Source organism: Enterobacter sp. SST3 (assembly GCF_000286655.1).
GTDB lineage: Bacteria > Pseudomonadota > Gammaproteobacteria > Enterobacterales > Enterobacteriaceae > Enterobacter > Enterobacter roggenkampii.
The window spans coordinates 33,907-53,874 of sequence record NZ_ALNS01000019.1 but is presented as its reverse complement, the minus strand read 5'-3'; the positions used below and the strand labels follow the sequence as shown (position 1 = coordinate 53,874).

At 59.0% G+C, this 19,968-nt stretch carries 17 protein-coding genes; 12 read left to right on the top strand and 5 right to left on the bottom strand.

Features of this window, described 5'->3' with window-relative positions:
• Positions 1 to 127: 127 nt before the first annotated feature.
• The gene (gene narQ / locus B498_RS09725; protein ID WP_008501623.1) at positions 128 to 1,822 is read right to left on the bottom strand and encodes a nitrate/nitrite two-component system sensor histidine kinase NarQ; all 1,695 of its coding nucleotides are present in this window, start codon (positions 1,820 to 1,822) and stop codon (positions 128 to 130) included.
• A gap of 152 nt (positions 1,823 to 1,974) precedes the next feature.
• Between narQ and aegA the strand changes: the two genes are divergently transcribed.
• The 3 genes from aegA to B498_RS09740 all read left to right on the top strand — a co-directional run bounded on the left by aegA (position 1,975) and on the right by B498_RS09740 (position 5,759).
• The gene (gene aegA / locus B498_RS09730) at positions 1,975 to 3,954 is read left to right on the top strand and encodes a formate-dependent uric acid utilization protein AegA (protein WP_008501622.1); all 1,980 of its coding nucleotides are present in this window, start codon (positions 1,975 to 1,977) and stop codon (positions 3,952 to 3,954) included.
• A gap of 66 nt (positions 3,955 to 4,020) precedes the next feature.
• Positions 4,021 to 4,614, top strand: coding sequence for a GDP-mannose pyrophosphatase NudK (gene nudK, locus B498_RS09735; RefSeq protein ID WP_008501621.1), 594 nt, complete (start codon positions 4,021 to 4,023; stop codon positions 4,612 to 4,614).
• Positions 4,615 to 4,715: 101 nt separating this feature from the next.
• Positions 4,716 to 5,759, top strand: a complete 1,044-nt coding sequence (locus tag B498_RS09740; RefSeq protein ID WP_008501620.1) for a DUF1176 domain-containing protein — start codon at positions 4,716 to 4,718, stop codon at positions 5,757 to 5,759.
• A gap of 96 nt (positions 5,760 to 5,855) precedes the next feature.
• Here B498_RS09740 and tkt read toward each other — a convergent pair whose 3' ends face one another.
• Entirely contained in the window at positions 5,856 to 7,844 is a 1,989-nt protein-coding gene (gene tkt, locus B498_RS09745; RefSeq protein WP_008501619.1) for a transketolase, read from the bottom strand.
• A 19-nt stretch (positions 7,845 to 7,863) separates the two neighbouring features.
• Positions 7,864 to 8,814 carry a transaldolase gene (gene tal, locus B498_RS09750; RefSeq protein WP_008501618.1) on the bottom strand — a complete coding sequence of 317 codons (951 nt, stop codon included), beginning with the start codon at positions 8,812 to 8,814 and terminating at the stop codon, positions 7,864 to 7,866.
• A 289-nt stretch (positions 8,815 to 9,103) separates the two neighbouring features.
• On the opposite strand from tal, the gene maeB reads away from it, so the two are divergent.
• Complete coding sequence (maeB, locus tag B498_RS09755; RefSeq protein WP_008501617.1) at positions 9,104 to 11,383, top strand: NADP-dependent oxaloacetate-decarboxylating malate dehydrogenase; 2,280 nt, start codon at positions 9,104 to 9,106, stop codon at positions 11,381 to 11,383.
• Positions 11,384 to 11,462: 79 nt separating this feature from the next.
• Here maeB and hemF read toward each other — a convergent pair whose 3' ends face one another.
• Together hemF and amiA are read right to left on the bottom strand one after the other, a co-directional pair.
• Complete coding sequence (hemF, locus tag B498_RS09760; RefSeq protein WP_008501616.1) at positions 11,463 to 12,362, bottom strand: oxygen-dependent coproporphyrinogen oxidase; 900 nt, start codon at positions 12,360 to 12,362, stop codon at positions 11,463 to 11,465.
• On the bottom strand, positions 12,362 to 13,237 hold the full coding sequence (amiA, locus tag B498_RS09765; protein WP_008501615.1) for an N-acetylmuramoyl-L-alanine amidase AmiA: 876 nt from the start codon (positions 13,235 to 13,237) through the stop codon (positions 12,362 to 12,364). The genes hemF and amiA overlap by 1 nt, the downstream gene beginning before the upstream one ends.
• A 212-nt stretch (positions 13,238 to 13,449) precedes the next feature.
• Between amiA and B498_RS09770 the strand changes: the two genes are divergently transcribed.
• The 8 genes from B498_RS09770 to cysA all read left to right on the top strand — a co-directional run bounded on the left by B498_RS09770 (position 13,450) and on the right by cysA (position 19,923).
• A complete protein-coding gene (locus B498_RS09770) occupies positions 13,450 to 13,875 on the top strand; it encodes a GNAT family acetyltransferase (RefSeq protein ID WP_008501614.1) in 426 nt (141 codons plus the stop codon).
• A complete protein-coding gene (locus tag B498_RS09775) occupies positions 13,862 to 14,311 on the top strand; it encodes a DUF2919 domain-containing protein (RefSeq protein WP_008501613.1) in 450 nt (149 codons plus the stop codon). The genes B498_RS09770 and B498_RS09775 overlap by 14 nt, the downstream gene beginning before the upstream one ends.
• A gap of 63 nt (positions 14,312 to 14,374) precedes the next feature.
• Positions 14,375 to 14,950, top strand: coding sequence for an RpoE-regulated lipoprotein (locus tag B498_RS09780; RefSeq protein ID WP_008501612.1), 576 nt, complete (start codon positions 14,375 to 14,377; stop codon positions 14,948 to 14,950).
• A gap of 92 nt (positions 14,951 to 15,042) precedes the next feature.
• A complete protein-coding gene (locus B498_RS09785) occupies positions 15,043 to 15,942 on the top strand; it encodes a Dyp-type peroxidase (protein WP_008501611.1) in 900 nt (299 codons plus the stop codon).
• A 175-nt stretch (positions 15,943 to 16,117) separates the two neighbouring features.
• Positions 16,118 to 17,131, top strand: coding sequence for a sulfate ABC transporter substrate-binding protein (locus tag B498_RS09790; RefSeq protein ID WP_008501610.1), 1,014 nt, complete (start codon positions 16,118 to 16,120; stop codon positions 17,129 to 17,131).
• A complete protein-coding gene (cysT, locus tag B498_RS09795; RefSeq protein WP_008501609.1) occupies positions 17,131 to 17,964 on the top strand; it encodes a sulfate/thiosulfate ABC transporter permease CysT in 834 nt (277 codons plus the stop codon). Before B498_RS09790 ends, cysT begins: the two co-directional genes overlap by 1 nt.
• On the top strand, positions 17,964 to 18,839 hold the full coding sequence (gene cysW / locus B498_RS09800) for a sulfate/thiosulfate ABC transporter permease CysW (RefSeq protein WP_008501608.1): 876 nt from the start codon (positions 17,964 to 17,966) through the stop codon (positions 18,837 to 18,839). The genes cysT and cysW overlap by 1 nt, the downstream gene beginning before the upstream one ends.
• On the top strand, positions 18,829 to 19,923 hold the full coding sequence (cysA, locus tag B498_RS09805; protein ID WP_008501607.1) for a sulfate/thiosulfate ABC transporter ATP-binding protein CysA: 1,095 nt from the start codon (positions 18,829 to 18,831) through the stop codon (positions 19,921 to 19,923). Before cysW ends, cysA begins: the two co-directional genes overlap by 11 nt.
• Positions 19,924 to 19,968 lie beyond the last annotated feature (45 nt).

The window sequence follows — 19,968 nt, the reverse complement described above, 5'->3', positions numbered from 1 at the left end:
TTTTGCTGCACGTCATTATTGTTTATTGCCCGCATAACTTTAGCGGTAAGGCCCAGGTCAAACGTGGAGAAATAAAGGAGATAGTGTAAATTATCATGCGCTTTTCCCTGCGCTTCCCTCTTTACCGTTATTTACCCGTTAACGGCGTGGGCGCCGGAAACGTCACGCTGACCAGCGTGCCGCCGTTTTGCGGCTGTGAAAAGTGCAGCACTCCTCCAAGCCGCTGCGCGCGTTCGCGCATAATGTTAAGACCGTAGTGTCCCGGCGGCTCGCTGGCCTCGCCAATCCCGATGCCGTTGTCGCGAATGCTGACGCTGTGCGTACCGTCCGCTGCGGTCACGCAACTGACGGTGATTTCGCTCGCCTGCGCGTGCTTAATGGCGTTCAGCACCGCCTCACGCACGATTTGCAGCAAATGCACCTGCTTTTGCGCGTCGAGCGCCAGCGAGGAGAGGCGGCAGTCGAGATGCAGTTTCGCCTGCGTCTGGCTCTGCAGCCCGTCGAGGGACTCCTGCAGCGCCGCGGGTAAATTCGCGTGGTTCAACGTCAGGCGGAAGGTGGTCAGCAGCTCGCGCAGCTGCTGCCAGGCGTTGTTCAGCTCGCGGGAGAAGTCGGTGATAATGGCCTGCGCTTGGGTATTTTCTTCCGGCACGGCGCGTTTGAGCAGCGCAAGCTGAATGCGCAGATACGACAGCACCTGCGCCAGCGAATCGTGCAGCTCGCGGGCAATAGTGGCGCGCTCTTCCATCAGCAGCAGCTGCTGGTAATGCTTTTGCGCCTGGTTAAAGTACAGCCCGCGCCCGAGCATGGTCGCCACGCTTCTCATCAGCGGAAGGGGGACGCTGTCCGTCTCGCTTTGCCAGCGCAGCTCGCCGTAGAGCGTGTCCTGCATCAGTACCGGCAGGTTTTGCAGAGGGATACCCTCAGCCTCCGTCCCTTCGCACAGCCGCCAGTCGTCGCTGGTGCGCAGTTCCAGATAATTCATCTGCGTATAGTCATGGACAATCTGCAGGATATGCCGGAAACAGTGGCTGTCAATCTGGCCGGTATTGAGCGCCTGCGAGCACTTGAACAGCATGTCGAGCTGCTGGTGGGCTTCGTGCAGGTACCGCGTCTTTTCCGCAACCGAGGCTTCGAGCGAACGGTAGAGCGTATCAAGCTCGGCTGACATGTGGTTAAAGGCGCGCGAAAGCTGGCCCAGCTCGTTCGGCAGGGCGCTATCCGGCGCAGGAGTGGCAAATTCGCCGCGCTCAATGCGTTCGCTGGCCGCCACCAGGTTATTCAGCGGCAGCACCACCTGACGACGGATGCGTCGCAGGGTAAACAGCGTCATCAGCAGGATCCCGAGTGCGCCAGCCAGCGAGAGCAGGGTGACCGTTTGAATTTTATGTTCGGAGTAGTGCTGGAGGGCGAGCACAAAAGCATCAATGCGGCCCACAAAATCCTCAATATTGCGTTGGTACCACGCGCTGTCGCCGCGGGCGATATGCGCATCCATCTCCTGCCAGGCCACATGCAGCTGCTGATAGCGTGCTTTCACATTGTCCGGGACGTACCAGCGATCCAGCTTCTGCAGGGCAGGCGCACCGAGCGTCTGTTGCCAGCTCTCGCGATGTGCCGCAAGGGACGGGCTGTTGCGCTGCATCTCGTAGCCCAGACGATAGCTCTGCATGCGCAGTGAGCCAGCGATGTTGATGGCTTCGGCATCGCGCTGGCTGCTGGCCAGCGTCAGCAACGCGACGGTGCTGCTGAGTACGGATAGGGCAATGATCGAAAAGAAAGCCCAGGCAAGGCTTCCGGAAACGGGTCGTTTAACGGTCACAGAACGGCTCTCTGAATAAAATTGATCTGCCACAGGTTCACTGGAAATAATTGGGCGCTTCAGGCATTTGAACATTGCCCGAACGCACCGTGATGCGTAAATACCATACTCTTATAAAGAGAAAGGTTATTGAACCAAAAACAGGTGTGGTTATGAATCGTTTTATTATGGCTAACAGCCAGCAGTGCATTGGGTGTCGCGCCTGCGAAGTCGCCTGCGTGATGGCGCACAACGGTGAGCAGCATGCCCTGAGCGAGCGCCATTTTCATCCCCGTATCACGGTCCTGAGATCCGGCGAGAAGAGCCACCCCGTGACCTGTCATCATTGCGAAAATGCACCCTGCGCGCAAAGCTGCCCGAACGGCGCCATCAGCAAATGCGATGACAGCGTACAGGTGAATCAACAAAAATGCATCGGCTGTAAGGCCTGCGTGGTGGCCTGCCCGTTTGGCACGATGGAGATTATCGTCACTCCGCTCGACAATGGCAGCGTGAAGGCCTCGGCGAATAAATGCGATCTCTGTCTGACGCGTCCACACGGCCCGGCCTGTATCGAACATTGCCCGGCGGATGTCCTCTCCCTGGCGACGCCCGCCGCGCTGGAAAACCTGGCGAAATCGCGCCGACAGCGCACGGCCTGCCTGGAGGCGCAGCCCTGGCATGGTGCCGAGGCCGTCAGCGTGGACGCGCCGCGTACCAAACTGCAGCAGATGCAAACGACCCCGCCCCGCGGCGAGCCCGACAAGCTGGCTGGCGCAGAGCGCGTGGGCCATTTTAACGAAATTTACCTGCCGTTCCGGGCCGAACAGGCCGCCCGCGAGGTGTCGCGCTGCCTGAAGTGCGGAGAGCACAGCATTTGCGAATGGACCTGCCCGCTGCACAACCACATCCCGCAGTGGATTGAGCGCCTCAACGCGGGGGATATCACCGGCGCGGCCGAGCTTTCTCATCAGACCAACTGTTTACCTGAAATTACCGGTCGCGTCTGCCCGCAGGACCGGTTATGCGAGGGAGCCTGCACGCTTCGTGACGCGGCGGGGGCCGTTACGATCGGCAACATCGAGCGCTACATCTCCGATCGGGCGCTGGCGATGGGCTGGCGGCCGGATATGTCCGCCGTCACGCCGTCAGGTAAACGTGTCGCGATTGTCGGCGCGGGGCCCGCCGGGCTGGCGTGCGCCGACGTGCTGGCGCGCCGCGGCGTGAGCGTGACGGTCTATGACCGGCATCCGGAGATCGGCGGTTTGCTGACCTTTGGCATCCCGGCATTTAAGCTCGATAAATCGCTGCTCGCGCGGCGCAGAGAGATCTTTACCGCGATGGGGATCCGCTTCGAGCTGAACTGCGAGGTGGGCCAGGACGTGTCGATGTCGCAGCTCAAGAGCGATTACGACGCCCTGTTTATTGGCGTGGGTACCTATCGTTCGATGAAGGCGGGTATCCCGAACGAGGATGCGCCAGGGGTCTACGACGCGCTGCCTTTCCTGGTGGGCAACACGCGGCATGTTATGGGGCTGGAGGCGACGGCCAGCGAGCCGTTCATCGACACCCGTGGCCTGAACGTGGTGGTGCTGGGTGGAGGCGATACCGCGATGGACTGCGTCCGCACGGCGTTACGTCACGGCGCGGCGACGGTCACCTGCGCCTATCGTCGGGATGAGGCCAACATGCCGGGCTCGAAGAAAGAGGTGCAGAACGCCAGAGAAGAGGGGGCGTCATTTGAGTTTAACGTCCAGCCGGTTGAGCTGACGCTGGATCCGAACGGTAAGGTCAACGGTATCCGGATGCTGCGTACCGCGCTCGGTGAGCCGGATGCGCAGGGGCGTCGTCGGCCCGTTCCGGTGGCGGGCAGCGAGTTTGTGATGGCCGCGGATGCAGTCATCATGGCGTTTGGCTTTAATCCGCACGCGATGCCGTGGCTGCAGGCGCAGGGTGTCGAAACGGATGACTGGGGGCGGATCGTGGCCTCGGTCGAGAGCCGCTACCGTTATCAAACAACCAACCCGCAGATCTTCGCCGGGGGCGATGCGGTACGCGGCGCGGATCTGGTCGTCACCGCGATGGCGGAAGGGCGTCATGCCGCGCAGGGGATACTCGACTGGCTGGGAGTGGATGTACCACAACATCATTAATCCGGCGGACGACAAAGCGGGATTCACGGCGTAGTATAGGACGACTCATTGTGCCGTGGAGCCCGTATGACCCTGAAAATTGACGTTATCAAAGACAAAATTCTCTCTGAAAACTACTTTGTCCTGCGTAACATCACCTATGATCTTACACGTAACAACGGTGAAGTGATCCGCCACAAGCGCGAGGTCTATGACCGTGGTAACGGAGCAACCATCCTGCTCTATAACCGTGAAAAGCAGAGCGTGGTGCTGATCCGTCAGTTCAGGGTGGCAACATGGGTCAATGGCAATCCTGACGGACGTCTGATTGAAACCTGCGCGGGCCTGCTCGATGACGATGAGCCGGAAGTCTGCATCCGCAAAGAGGCCGTCGAAGAGACCGGCTTTGAAGTGGGCGAGGTCAAAAAGGTCTTCGAGCTGTACATGTCCCCGGGCGGCGTGACGGAAATTGTCCATTTCTTCATTGCTGAATACAGCGACGCACAGCGCACGCACCGGGGCGGTGGCGTAGAGGATGAAGATATCGACGTGCTGGAGCTTCCTTTTGCCCAAGCGCTGGAGATGGTGCGTTCAGGCGAAATCAGGGATGGTAAAGCGGTGATATTGCTGCAGTATTTACAGACAACCGGGCTGATGAACACCCCTTTCGAACGGATATAGCCTGTTTTTCAGGTATATCTGATAAATCCGATTGAGCAACCCCGGCGGGAACACGAAGATACTGCCCTGTTATGCGTTTTCGTTCCGGGATTGTGTCATTCATGCGCTACAGCGTCTTTTTATTTTCCCTGTTTTGTGTGCTCCTCGCGCCGCAGGTGCGGGCTGCACCTGCGCAGCAAGCCTTCTCTGACTGGCAGGTGACCTGCAATAACCAGAACTTTTGCCTTGCCCGCAACACGGGCGAACACCGCGGTCTGGTCATGACGCTCACCCGGAGCGCCGGGGCAAAAACGGATGCCACGCTGCGTATCGATCTCGGCGGTCTTGATACGCCTTCCGTGAAAGAGCCGGATATTGCCCCGCGGCTGCTGCTGGATAATGTTCCCCTGAAGCTCGACAAACAGCGCTGGCAGCTCACCCCCTGGCATCTGAAAACGGACGATGCGGCCACCATCACCGCCTTTCTGAAAAACATCCAGGAAGGAAAAGCCCTGACTCTGCGAGGCGGTAAGCAGGTGATTTCACTGGCCGGTCTGAAAGCCGCGCTGCTGTTCATTGATGCCCAGCAAAAGCGCGTTGGCAGCGAAACCGCGTGGATCAAGAAAGGTGACGATCCGCCGTTAAGCGTGCCGCCCGCACCTGCCCTGAAAAAGGTGGCGATCGTTAATCCTACCCCAACACCGCTTTCCCACGCTGAACTGAACGATCTGCTGGATTATGGTACCGGCAGGATGAACAGCAGCCAGTGCTCGCTGGATCCTAACCGTCGCGAAGTGCGCGTCACCGCGTTAACCGATGACAAAGCGCTGCTGATCGTCAGCTGCGAGGCGGGGGCCTATAACACGGTCGATCTGGCGTGGCTGGTGTCACGTAAAAAACCGTTCTCTGCCCGCAGCGTGAGGCTGCGTCTGCCGTTTACGCCGTCAAGCGACAGCAGCGAAATCGAGTTGATGAACGCCAGCTTTGATGAAAAGACGCGTGAGCTGACCACGCTCTCGCTGGGGCGCGGTATGGGGGATTGTGGGATCCAGACGCGCTGGCGGTTTGACGGCCAGCGTTTCCGCCTGGTGCGCTATGCCGAGGAACCCAGCTGTGATAACTGGAATGGGCCAGACGCCTGGCCCACGCTGTGGATCACGCGGTAGCTTTTTGCCGGGTGGCGCTGTCGCTTACCCGGCCTACGGTTTGGTGGTTTTGTAGGCCGGGTAAGGCGTAGCCGCCACCCGGCAACGCAGACCGCACTAAATCACGCTCAGCGCCTTCTCTACCACGTTCTCAACGGTAAAACCAAAGTACGGGAACAGCTTGTCGGCAGGGGCGGACTCACCGTAGCCCCGCATCCCAACAATCGCCCCTTTGAGCCCGACATACTTGTACCAGTAGTCGGCAATACCGGCCTCCACCGCCACGCGCGCCGCGACGTTAGAGGGCAGCACCGATTCCCGGTACGCCTCGTCCTGGGCGTCAAAGATATCCGTTGAGGGCAGGGACACCACGCGCACCGCGTGGCCTTCGGCGGTCAGTTTTTCCGCCGCTTTCACCGTGATTTCCACCTCGGAACCGGTCGCAATCAGGATCACGTCCGGCTTGCCGCCGCTGTCTTTCAGGATGTAGCCGCCGCGGGCAATGTTTTTCACCTGCTCCGGCGTGCGCTCAATCTGCGTCAGGTTCTGGCGTGACAGGATCAGCGCCGTCGGGCCGTTATGGCGTTCTACCGCCAGCTTCCAGCCCACTGCCGCTTCGACCTGATCGCAGGGGCGCCAGGTGCTGAAGTTGGGCGTTAAACGCAGGCTCGCCAGCTGTTCAACCGCCTGGTGGGTGGGGCCGTCTTCTCCCAGACCGATGGAGTCGTGGGTATAGACCATAATCTGCCGCGCCTTCATCAGCGCTGCCATGCGCGCCGCGTTACGGGCGTACTCGACGAACATCAGGAAGGTGGCGGTGTAGGGCACGAAGCCGCCGTGGTGGGCGATGCCGTTGGCGATCGCGGTCATCCCGAACTCGCGCACGCCGTAGTGGATATAGTTCCCGGCAATATCCTCTTTCAGCGATTTCGAGCCCGACCAGATGGTCAGGTTACTCGGTGCCAGGTCCGCCGAGCCGCCCAGCAGCTCAGGAAGGAGAGGGCCAATCGCATTCAGGGTGTTTTGCGACGCCTTACGGGTGGCGATTTTTGCCGGGTTGGACTGCAGGTTTTCAATCAGCGCCTGGGTTTTATCGTCCCAGTCCTCCGGCAGACCGCCGCTCATGCGCCGGGAAAACTCGGCGGCCAGTTCCGGGTACGCTTTTTTGTAGGCGGCAAATTTCTCGTTCCAGGCCTGCTGGGCTTTCTCACCGTCTTCACGGGCATCCCACGCCCGGTAGATCTCTTTCGGGATTTCAAACGGCGGGTACTTCCAGCCCAGCTTCTGCCGGGTCAGCGCCACTTCTTCGTCACCCAGCGCCGCGCCGTGCGCCTCTTCTTTACCCGCCTTGTTCGGCGAGCCGAAGCCGATAACCGTGCGGCAGATAATCAGGGACGGTTTGTCCTTCACGCTCTGCGCTTCCTGAATCGCTTTTTTCACCGCCTCAGGATCGTGGCCGTCGATCTCGTGCACCACGTGCCAGTGGTAGGCCTCGAAGCGTTTTGCCGTGTCGTCGGTGAACCAGCCCTCGGTTTCCCCGTCGATGGAGATGCCGTTGTGATCGTAGAAGCCAATCAGCTTGCCGAGCCCCAGGGTGCCCGCCAGGGAACAGACCTCATGGGAGATCCCCTCCATCAGACAGCCGTCACCCATAAACACGTAGGTGTAGTGATCGACAATCTCGTGGTCCGGCTGGTTGAACTGTGCCGCCAGCGTACGCTCGGCAATCGCCAGCCCGACCGCATTTGCCAGCCCCTGACCGAGCGGCCCGGTGGTGGTCTCCACGCCCGGCGTATAGCCGATCTCCGGGTGACCCGGGGTTTTGGAGTGCAGCTGGCGGAAGTTTTTCAGCTCCTCAAGCGGCAGATCGTAACCGGACAGGTGCAGCAGGCTGTAGAGCAGCATCGAGGCGTGGCCGTTGGAGAGAATAAAGCGGTCTCGGTCGTACCAGGTGGGATCGTTGGGGTTGTGTTTCAGGAAGTCGTTCCACAGCACTTCGGCAATATCGGCCATGCCCATCGGTGCGCCGGGATGGCCAGAATTGGCTTTCTGCACGGCATCCATGCTGAGGGCGCGGATGGCATTGGCGAGCTCTTTACGGGACATAGTTCACTCCGTGGCAAGGTTAAAGTTTGGCAGCGAGAAGATCTTCAAGTTTGCGCTGGTCGACAGCGAACAGGCGGATACCTTCCGCCAGTTTTTCCACGGCCATGGCGTCCTGATTGTGCTCCCAGCGGAATTCGGCTTCGGTCATGGCTTTCGGTTTTGGCAGAACGGTAGAGGTGGGGATCAGCTTGCGGATGACCGTCTCTTCTTTATCCTGTAGCTCCTGGAGCAGGTTAGGGGAGATGGTCAGGCGGTCGCAGCCCGCCAGGGCGAGGATCTGCTCGGTACGGCGGAAGCTGGCCCCCATCACGATGGTTTCGTAGCGATGCTGTTTGTAGTAGTCGTAGATATTGCGCACCGATTTCACGCCCGGGTCCTCATCCACCACGTACGGATCCATCGGCTGTTTCGCCTGGTACCAGTCGTAGATGCGGCCAACAAACGGTGACACCAGGAACACGCCCGCTTCGGCACAGGCGCGCGCCTGGGCAAAGGAGAACAGCAGCGTCAGGTTGCAGTGAATTCCCTCTTTTTCCAGCACCTCTGCCGCGCGGATGCCTTCCCACGTCGACGCCAGCTTGATCAGAATGCGTGATTTATCGATCCCCTGCTCCTGGTAGAGTTCCACCAGGCGGCGAGCCTTGTTGATGCTCTTTTCTTTATCGAACGAAAGGCGGGCGTCAACTTCGGTCGAGACGCGCCCCGGAATGCTTTTAAGAATTTCCGCACCAAAATTAACTGCCAGCTTGTCGCTGGCTTCGGCGACCTGCTGCTCCTGCGTCTTCCCGCGCTGTTTTCCGTAGGCAATGGCGTCATCAATCAGATGACTAAAATGGGTAAGCCCGGCTGCCTTGAGCAGTAGCGAAGGGTTGGTGGTCGCATCCTCCGGCTGATAGTGGCGAATCGACTCGATATCGCCGCTGTCTGCCACCACCGTGGTGAATTGTTTGATGCCGTCTAGCTGGTTCATAAATGATTACTCCTTGGAAATAAAAGCGTTAGCTGAGTGCGTTAGTTCACACTTCTGAGAAAATCATGATGGACTTAACAAAAAAGCATAGCAGACGGGGGAGGCATTGCTTTTGAGACGGGTAACATGGCTGTTATAAATTGATAACAATTTTTAATGTGTGATGGTGAGAGTTTGGCAGCCTTCAAAGTTTAGGAGGCGGCCTGAGGCGATACTAGGCGGCACACCAGGGTGTGCAACCGGATCGTTTTCGTCACCCTTTTGACCGATACGTGAAAGGAAAAATAAGATGGATGAGCAGTTGAAACAGAGTGCCCTCGATTTTCACGAGTTCCCTGTCCCGGGCAAAATTCAGGTCTCCCCAACCAAGCCGCTGGCGACCCAGCGCGATCTGGCGCTGGCCTACTCGCCGGGCGTGGCGGCCCCGTGTCTGGAGATCGAAAAAGATCCGCTGGCGGCCTATAAATACACCGCGCGCGGCAACCTTGTTGCCGTGATCTCTAACGGCACGGCGGTACTGGGGCTCGGTAACATCGGCGCGCTGGCCGGTAAGCCGGTGATGGAAGGCAAGGGGGTGCTGTTCAAGAAATTCGCCGGTATCGACGTGTTTGATATCGAGGTGGACGAGCTCGATCCTGACAAATTCATCAACGTGGTGGCCGCGCTGGAGCCGACCTTCGGCGGGATCAACCTGGAAGACATCAAAGCGCCGGAATGTTTCTATATCGAGCAGAAGCTGCGCGAGCGTATGAACATTCCCGTGTTCCATGACGACCAGCACGGAACGGCCATTATCAGCACCGCCGCCATTCTCAACGGCCTGCGCGTGGTAGAGAAAAATCTCTCCGACGTGCGCATGGTGGTCTCCGGCGCTGGCGCGGCGGCGATTGCCTGTATGAACCTGCTGGTGGCGCTGGGTATGCAGAAACACAACATTGTGGTCTGCGACTCAAAAGGGGTGATTTACAAAGATCGTGAGCCGAACATGGCGGAAACCAAAGCGGCGTATGCGGTAGAAGACGACGGCAAGCGCACGCTTGAGGACGTGATTGACGGCGCGGATATCTTCCTCGGCTGCTCGGGTCCGAAAGTGCTGACCCAGGAGATGGTGAAGAAGATGGCGCGCGCGCCGATGATCCTGGCCCTGGCGAACCCTGAGCCGGAAATTCTGCCGCCGCTGGCGAAAGCGGTGCGTGAAGACGCCATTATCTGCACCGGGCGTTCCGACTACCCGAACCAGGTGAACAACGTGCTCTGCTTCCCGTTCATCTTCCGCGGCGCGCTGGACGTCGGCGCGACGGCGATCAACGAAGAGATGAAGCTGGCCGCGGTGCACGCCATTGCGGAGCTGGCCCACGCCGAGCAGAGTGAAGTGGTTGCCTCAGCCTATGGCGATCAGGATCTGAGCTTTGGCCCGGACTACATCATTCCAAAACCGTTCGACCCGCGTCTGATTGTCAAAATTGCCCCTGCGGTGGCAAAAGCGGCGATGGATTCCGGCGTGGCGACGCGTCCGATTGAAGACTTCGACGCTTACGTCGATAAGCTCACCGAGTTTGTCTATAAAACCAACCTGTTCATGAAGCCGATCTTCTCTCAGGCGCGCGCCGACGCGAAGCGCGTGGTGCTGGCGGAAGGGGAAGAGGCGCGCGTGCTGCACGCCACCCAGGAGCTGATCACCTTAGGCCTGGCGAAACCGATCCTGATTGGTCGTCCGAGCGTGATTGAAATGCGTATCCAGAAGCTGGGCCTGCAGATTAAGCCGGGCGTCGACTTCGAGATCGTCAACAACGAATCCGATCCGCGCTTCAAAGAGTACTGGAGCGAATACTACGCGATCATGAAGCGCCGGGGGATCACCCAGGAGCAGGCGCAGAAAGCCGTCATCAGCAACACGACGGTGATCGGCGCGATCATGGTCCATCGCGGCGAGGCGGATGCGCTGATCTGCGGCACCATCGGCGACTACCACGAGCACTTTAGCGTGGTGCAGGAGATCTTCGGCTATCGCGACGGCGTCCATACCGCCGGGGCGATGAACGCCCTGCTGCTGCCGAGCGGGAACACCTTTATCGCTGACACCTATGTTAACGACGATCCGAGCCCGGACGAGCTGGCGGAGATCACCGTGATGGCCGCCGAGACCGTGCGCCGCTTCGGTATCGAGCCGAAGGTGGCGCTGCTGTCGCACTCTAACTTCGGTTCGTCCAAATCAGCGGCGGCCTGCAAAATGCGTGAGACGCTGGCGCTGGTGCGCGAGCGTGCGCCGGAGCTGATGATTGACGGGGAAATGCACGGCGATGCGGCGCTGGTGGAGAGCATCCGCAACGAACGTATGCCGGACAGCCCGCTGAAGGGATCGGCGAACATCCTGATTATGCCGAACGTGGAGGCGGCGCGTATCAGCTACAACCTGCTGCGCGTCTCCAGCTCTGAAGGGGTGACCGTAGGACCGGTGCTGATGGGCGTGGCGAAGCCGGTGCATGTGTTAACGCCGATTGCCTCCGTGCGCCGTATCGTGAATATGGTGGCGCTGGCGGTGGTTGAGGCGCAGACGCAGCCGCTGTAAGCCTTGTGAGTCGGGTGGCGCGTTCGCTTACCCGACCTACAGGTTGAGCAGGTCGGATAAGCGCAGCGCCATCCGGCAGTTAAACCCAGTCGCGTACTTTAAGGAACTCACTCAAGGCAGCCTCCGGGCTGCCTTCTTTTGGCTCGTAGCAGTACTCCCAGCGCACCAGCGGCGGCATCGACATCAGAATCGACTCCGTGCGCCCGCCGGTCTGCAGGCCAAACAGCGTCCCGCGATCCCATACCAGATTGAACTCCACGTAGCGCCCGCGACGGTAGAGCTGGAACTCGCGCTCGCGCACGCCATAGCTGGTGTCTTTACGGCATTCGACGATGGGCAGGTACGCGTCGGTATAGCCTTCGCCTACCGCGCGCATAAAGCTGAATGCGGTATCAAAATCAGGCGTGTTGAGATCGTCAAAGAACAGCCCGCCGATGCCGCGCTGCTCGTCGCGGTGCTTCAGGTAAAAGTAGTCATCGCACCACTTTTTAAATTTCGGGTAAATGTCTTCGCCAAACGGCAGGCAAAGATCCCGTGCGGTGGTGTGCCAGTGCACGGCATCCTCTTCGAAGCCGTAGTAGGGCGTCATGTCGAAACCGCCGCCAAACCACCAGACCGGATCGGCCCCCGCTTTTTCCGCAATGAAAAAGCGCACGTTGGCGTGGCTGGTCGGCACAAACGGATTGTGCGGATGCACCACCAGCGAAACGCCCATCGCTTCGAAGCTGCGGCCCGCAAGTTCAGGACGGTGTGCCGTCGCAGACGCGGGCATCGCGTCGCCATGAACGTGGGAAAAATTCACGCCCGCCTGTTCGAAGATGCCGCCGTTACGCAGCACGCGGCTACGCCCGCCGCCGCCGGCTTCGCGCTGCCAGTTGTCTTCCTGAAATTCTCCGCCGTCAGCGGCGGCCAGTTTCTGGCAAATTTCGTCCTGCAGCTGCAGCAGGAAGGTTTTGACCAGTTGAGCATTGGGTTTCATCAACGTTTCCTGGAGTGCGCTTTTTGGTTATCAAACCAGTTGAAGTAACTGATAATGCCGGAGGCGATGGCGTTGGCGATCTTCTGACGAAACGCCGTGGTGCCGAGGAGTCGCTCCTCTTCCGGGTTGGTAATGAACGAGGTTTCCACCAGCACGGACGGGATAGACGGTGATTTCAACACCACAAACGCCGCCTGTTCGGTGCTCCTGCTGTGCAGGCGATGCACTGGCTTAATCTTCTTCAGGATGTGCGAGCCGAGCGTCAGGCTGTTTTTGATCGTATCCGTCTGCACGAGGTCGAACAGCACCTGCTGTAGCAGGTGGTCTTTGTCGGTGGCTTTTTTCCCGGCGACTTCATCCGCCCGGTTTTCGCGGTCGGAGAGGTATTTTGCCATGGCGCTACTGGCGCCGCGGTTGGACAGCGCAAACACCGAGGCACCGGCGGCAGACGGGTTGGTAAAGCCGTCCGCGTGAATCGACATAAACAGATCCGCCCCGTGCTGGTGGGCGATCTCTACGCGATCGTACAGCGGAATAAAGGTGTCGCCAGAGCGCGTCAGACGCGCGTCAATGCCGTTGCTGCGTAAAATCGCCCGCACATTTTTTGCAATCGCCAGCACGACGTGTTTTTCTTTCGACCCGTTTTTGCCGATGGCGCCGGTATCAATACCGCCGTGGCCCGGGTCGAGCATCACCAGGCGCTTTGCGCCCGGCTTTTTGGTTTTCGGTTTGCTGTGTCCGTTACTGGTTTTAAGCGTGCTCTCGTCTTTTGCCTGAGCCTGCTTTGCGATGCCCGTTAACGTTAAGGCCGCCAGCCCCGCTTTGAGAACCTGACGACGCGATGTGAGTGCTTTTAATGGTTTGAATGTGCTCATGCGGCCTGAATACTAAAAAATGGGGTCCTGGTGTTATATCGTATCGCGTTTAGCGTTACGACAGTCCTTATTGAGAATTGTTTTACTTTTCATTTCAATACGTGACAAAGTGACATTATGCCAAATTTTGGCGAGATTTTCCCCGGTTATTGGCTAAAGGCGTGGTTCGCGCCATAATCACTGTTTTTAAACCCGAAAAGGCGGTTAATACCATGGAGATACGCGTTTTTCGCCAGGAAGATTTCGAAGAGGTGATCACCCTTTGGGAGCGCTGCGATCTGCTGCGTCCGTGGAACGATCCGGAAATGGATATCGAACGTAAGGTGAATCACGACGTCAGTCTGTTTCTGGTTGCGGAAGTCAATGGCGAGGTTGTGGGGACGGTGATGGGCGGTTATGACGGCCATCGCGGCTCGGCCTATTATCTGGGCGTCCATCCGGAATACCGTGGTCGCGGTATTGCCAATGCGCTGCTCAACCGGCTCGAGAAGAAGCTGATCGCCCGCGGCTGTCCGAAAATCCAGATCATGGTGCGGGAAGATAACGACGTGGTGCTGGGCATGTATGAACGCCTGGGCTACGTACACGCTGACGTGCTGAATTTAGGAAAGCGTCTCATCGAAGATGAAGAGTACTGAGATCCATCCGGCAGATTATGACGCGCAGGGTCGCATCAGGCTGCCCTTTTTATTCTGGTGCGTTCTGCTGCTTCAGGCCCGCACCTGGGTGCTGTTTGTGATGGCCGCCGCGTCGCGCGGGCAGGGCGACACGCTGCTGACGCTCTTCTATCCCGATCACGATGCCTTCTGGCTCGGCTTGCTGCCGGGCGTACCGGCGGTGGTGGCTTTCTTGTGCAGCGGTCGGCGGCACGTAATCCCGCGCTTGTGGCGCGCGCTTCGCGGGCTGCTGATCCTTGCCCAAATTGCGCTGCTCTTCTGGCAGCCGGTACTCTGGTGGTACGGTGAACCGCTGACGGGCATCGGCGTTGCGCTGGTGGTTGCCGATATCGTGGCGCTGCTGTGGCTGCTGACCAACCCGCGCCTTCGCGCCTGTTTTGTGCCTCAGGATGATTAATCCGGCACTTTTTGCCGATGTCGCACTCCAACAAGCGTTGATTTAACACGTAAGGACGTTTCAATGAAATCGCTGCGTTTAGTTTTATGCGCTCTTCCGCTGGCATTGACCGGCTGTTCGACGCTCTCCTCCATTAACTGGTCTGCCGCGTATCCGTGGAACTGGTTTGGTTCATCAACGGAAGTGACCGAGCAGGGCGTGGGTAAAATTACCGCCGCGACGGCGCTGGATCAGAATGCTATTCAGGATGCGCTCAGCAGTGACTACCGCCTGCGCAGCGGCATGAAAACAGAGAATGGCAATATTGTTCGCTATTACGAGGCGCTGAAGGGCGACAAGCTGGCGCTGGCGATCAACGGTGACAAAGGCACGGTAAACCGGATCGCGGTGATAGATGAAGATATTCCGACCGCCAGCGGCGTGAAGGTCGGAACGCCGTTTAGCGATCTTTATAAGCAGGCCTTTGGCAACTGCACCAGCGTGCCATCCGACGATGAAGTGGCGGTGGAGTGTAAGGCGGAAGGCAGCCAGCACATCAGCTATGTTTTTACCGGCACCTGGAGCGGCCCGGAAGGGCTGATGCCGTCTGACGACACCCTGAAGAGCTGGAAGGTGAGCAAAATACTCTGGAAGGAGTAATTTGCGCCTGAACAAACCGCCTCGCTGAAATCCGGGTATAATAGCCGCCATCAATGCCACGCTGACGTGGCATCTTTATTTCAGGAGGAGCGATGTCTCAGGTTCAGAGTGGCATTTTGCCAGAACATTGCCGCGCGGCGATTTGGATTGAAGCCAATGTCAAAGGGGACGTGGATGCCCTGCGTGCGGCCAGCAAAGCGTTTATTGATAAACTGGCGACCTTCCAGGCCAAATTCCCGGAAGCCCACCTCGGCGCCGTTGTTGCGTTTGGCAATAACGTCTGGCGTCAGCTGAGCGGCGGTGAAGGGGCAGAAGAGCTGAAGGACTTCATTCCTTACGGCAAAGGCCTTGCACCTGCGACCCAGTACGACGTGCTGATCCATATCCTTTCTCTGCGTCACGACGTGAACTTCTCGGTTGCGCAGGCGGCGGTGGCGGCCTTTGGCGACAGCATCGAGGTGCAGGAAGAAGTTCACGGTTTCCGCTGGGTAGAAGAGCGCGATCTGAGCGGCTTTGTCGACGGAACCGAAAACCCGGCGGGTGAAGAGACGCGTCGTGAAGTCGCGGTAATCAAAGACGGCGTGGACGCGGGCGGCAGCTACGTGTTCGTGCAGCGCTGGGAGCATAACCTCAAGCAGCTTAACCGCATGAGCGTGCATGACCAGGAGATGATGATTGGCCGCACCAAAGAAGCTAACGAAGAGATCGACGGCGATGATCGTCCGGTCACCTCGCACCTGAGCCGCGTTGACCTCAAAGAAGACGGCAAAGGGCTGAAGATTGTCCGCCAGAGTCTGCCGTACGGTACCGCAAGCGGTACGCACGGCCTCTACTTCTGCGCCTACTGCGCGCGCCTGCATAACATTGAACAGCAGCTGCTGAGCATGTTCGGCGATACCGACGGCAAGCGCGACGCCATGCTGCGCTTCACCAAACCGGTGACCGGCGGCTACTACTTCGCGCCGTCCGTCGAGCGTCTGCTGGCGCTGTAAAACCGCTTTCCATACGTAGGCCGGGTAAGCGTTAGCGCCACCCGGCAATTTTCCCCGCGCCTTATTCCCTTTTCTGCTTCTAAATCACCAAACGGTATATAAAACCGTTACTGCTTTCATCACCGTTATAAATATTATGACTATAAGATAGTCATCACATTTATAAGGGTGCGCAATGGCCGTTACTGTACTGAAAAAAGGAACTCTGGCGCTGGCAGGTTTACTGCTGGTGGCACAGGCGCAGGCGACTGAACTGTTGAACAGTTCGTATGACGTCTCCCGCGAGCTGTTTGCCGCCCTTAATCCCCCGTTCGAACAGCAGTGGGCGAAAGACAATAACGGCGACAAGCTGACCATCAAGCAGTCTCACGCCGGTTCGTCCAAGCAGGCGCTGGCCATTCTCCAGGGACTGAAAGCGGATGTGGTGACCTACAACCAGGTCACTGACGTGCAGATCCTGCATGACAAAGGCAAGCTCATCCCGGCGGACTGGCAGAGCCGTCTGCCGAACAACAGCTCGCCGTTCTACTCCACCATGGGCTTCCTGGTGCGCAAGGGCAATCCGAAGAATATCCACGACTGGAGCGATCTGGTGCGTTCCGACGTGAAGCTGATCTTCCCGAACCCAAAAACCTCCGGTAACGCGCGTTACACCTATTTAGCGGCGTGGGGCGCGGCGGACAAGGCTGACGGCAACGATAAAGCCAAAACCGAGCAGTTCATGACCCAGTTCCTGAAAAACGTCGAAGTGTTCGATACCGGCGGCCGCGGGGCGACCACGACCTTCGCAGAGCGCGGCCTGGGCGATGTGCTGATCAGCTTTGAGTCGGAAGTGAACAACATCCGCAAGCAGTATGAAGCGCAGGGCTTTGAGGTGGTTATCCCGAAAACCAACATCCTGGCCGAGTTCCCGGTCGCATGGGTGGATAAAAACGTGCAGGCGAACGGTACCGAGAAAGCGGCAAAAGCCTATCTCAACTACCTGTACAGCCCTCAGGCGCAGGCCATCATTACCGATTACTACTACCGCGTAAACAATCCGGACGTGATGAACAAGCTGAAAGATAAGTTCCCGCAGACCGCGCTGTTCCGCGTGGAAGATCATTTTGGCTCCTGGCCAGACGTGATGAAAACGCATTTTGCCAGCGGCGGTGAGTTAGACAAACTGCTGGCGGCGGGGCATAAGTAATGTTTGCAGTCTCGACCAAACGCGTGCTGCCGGGCTTTACCTTAAGCCTCGGGACCAGCCTGCTGTTCGTCTGCCTGATTCTGCTGTTGCCGCTCAGCGCGCTGGTAATGCAGCTTGCGCAGATGAGCTGGGCCCAGTACTGGGACGTGATCACCAACCCGCAGGTGGTGGCGGCCTATAAGGTGACGCTGCTGTCGGCGTTTGTCGCCTCCATTTTTAACGGCGTGTTTGGCCTGCTGATGGCGTGGATTTTGACCCGCTATCGCTTCCCGGGCCGCACGCTGCTTGACGCCCTGATGGATCTGCCATTTGCGCTGCCGACGGCGGTCGCGGGCTTAACCCTCGCGTCGCTCTTCTCCGTGAACGGGCTGTACGGTGAGTGGCTGGCGAAATTTGACATCAAGGTGACCTATACCTGGCTCGGTATCGCGGTGGCGATGGCCTTTACCAGCATCCCGTTTGTGGTGCGTACCGTGCAGCCGGTGCTGGAAGAGTTAGGTCCGGAATACGAAGAAGCGGCGGAAACGCTGGGCGCCACGCGCTGGCAGAGCTTCCGCAAGGTGGTGCTGCCGGAGCTGTCTCCGGCGCTGATGGCGGGCGTCGCGCTGTCGTTTACCCGCAGCCTCGGCGAGTTCGGTGCGGTGATATTTATCGCCGGGAACATCGCCTGGAAAACGGAAGTGACCTCGCTGATGATTTTCATTCGCCTGCAGGAGTTTGATTATCCGGCGGCGAGCGCGATCGCTTCGGTGATCCTCGCGGCATCGCTGCTGCTGCTGTACTCGATTAACACTCTGCAAAGTCGCTTTGGTCGACGTGTGGTAGGTCACTGATGGCGGAAGTTACGCAATTGAAGCGATACGATGCGCCCCGCATCAACTGGGGTAAATGGTTTCTGATTGGGGCGGGCGTGCTGGTTTCCGCCCTCATTCTCGTCGTGCCGACGATTTATATCTTCGTTCAGGCGTTCAGCAAAGGCCTGATGCCCGCGCTGGAAAACCTGGCGAACCCGGATATGCTGCACGCCATCTGGCTGACCGTGCTGATTGCCCTGATCACCGTTCCGGTGAACCTGGTGTTCGGTACCCTGCTGGCGTGGCTGGTGACGCGCTTTAATTTCCCGGGACGTCAGCTGCTGCTGACCCTGCTGGATATTCCGTTTGCCGTGTCGCCGGTGGTGGCGGGCCTGGTGTATCTGCTCTTTTACGGCTCCAACGGCCCGCTTGGCGGCTGGCTGGATGCGCATAACCTGCAGATCATGTTCGCCTGGCCGGGCATGGTGCTGGTGACCATCTTCGTGACCTGTCCGTTTGTGGTGCGCGAGCTGGTGCCGGTGATGTTAAGCCAGGGGAGCAACGAAGACGAAGCGGCGGTGCTGCTGGGGGCGTCGGGCTGGCAGATGTTCCGCCGCGTGACGCTGCCGAACATCCGCTGGGCGCTGCTTTATGGCGTGGTGCTGACCAACGCCCGCGCGATTGGCGAGTTCGGTGCCGTTTCCGTCGTCTCTGGCTCCATTCGGGGTGAAACCCTGTCGCTGCCGCTGCAGATTGAACTCCTGCAGCAGGACTACAACACCATCGGCGCCTTTACTGCCGCAGCGTTGCTGACGCTGATGGCTATTTTGACCCTGTTTTTGAAGAGTGTGGTGCAGTGGCGTTTAGAAAATCAGGAAAAACGTCAGCATCAGGAGGGAAATCATGAGCATTGAGATTGCCAATATTAAGAAGTCTTTTGGTCGCACCCAGGTGCTGAATGATATCTCGCTGGATATCCCTTCCGGACAAATGGTGGCGCTGCTGGGGCCGTCTGGCTCGGGCAAAACCACGCTGCTGCGCATTATCGCCGGGCTTGAGCACCAGACCAGCGGGCACATCCGCTTCCACGGCACCGACGTGAGCCGCCTGCACGCCCGCGATCGTAAGGTGGGCTTTGTGTTCCAGCACTACGCGCTGTTCCGCCACATGACCGTGTTTGACAACATCGCCTTTGGCCTGACCGTGCTGCCGCGTCGTGAGCGTCCGGATGCGGCGACCATTAAGGCGAAGGTCACTAAACTGCTTGAGATGGTGCAGCTGGCCCATTTGGCGGACCGTTTCCCGGCCCAGCTGTCCGGCGGGCAGAAACAGCGCGTGGCGCTGGCGCGCGCGCTGGCCGTTGAGCCGCAAATTCTGCTGCTGGACGAACCCTTCGGCGCGCTGGATGCACAGGTGCGTAAAGAGCTGCGCCGCTGGCTGCGTCAGCTGCATGAAGAGCTGAAATTCACCAGCGTCTTCGTGACCCACGACCAGGAAGAGGCCATGGAAGTTGCGGATCGCGTGGTGGTGATGAGCCAGGGCAACATTGAGCAGGTTGACGAGCCGGAGCAGCTCTGGCGTGAACCGGCGACCCGCTTCGTGCTGGAGTTTATGGGCGAGGTGAACCGCCTGCAGGGCACCATTCGCGGTGGTCAGTTCCACGTGGGCGCGCACCGCTGGCCGCTGGGCTATACCTCCGCGCATCAGGGCCCGGTCGATCTGTTCCTGCGTCCGTGGGAAGTGGACGTGAGCCGTCGAACCAGCCTGGACTCACCGCTGCCGGTACAGGTGCTGGAAGCGAGCCCTAAAGGGCATTACACCCAACTGGTGGTTCAGCCGCTGGGCTGGTACACCGAGCCGCTGACCGTGGTCATGCGTGACGACGTCCCGCCGCATCGGGGAGAGCGCCTGTTTGTCGGTCTTCAGCATGCCCGTATTTATCACGGCAAGGAACGCATCGAGACGCGCGAGGATATTGCTCTGGCGGAGTCAGCCTGATAGGTTATTAGGATGTTTATCGCCCGGTGGCGCTGCGCTGACCGG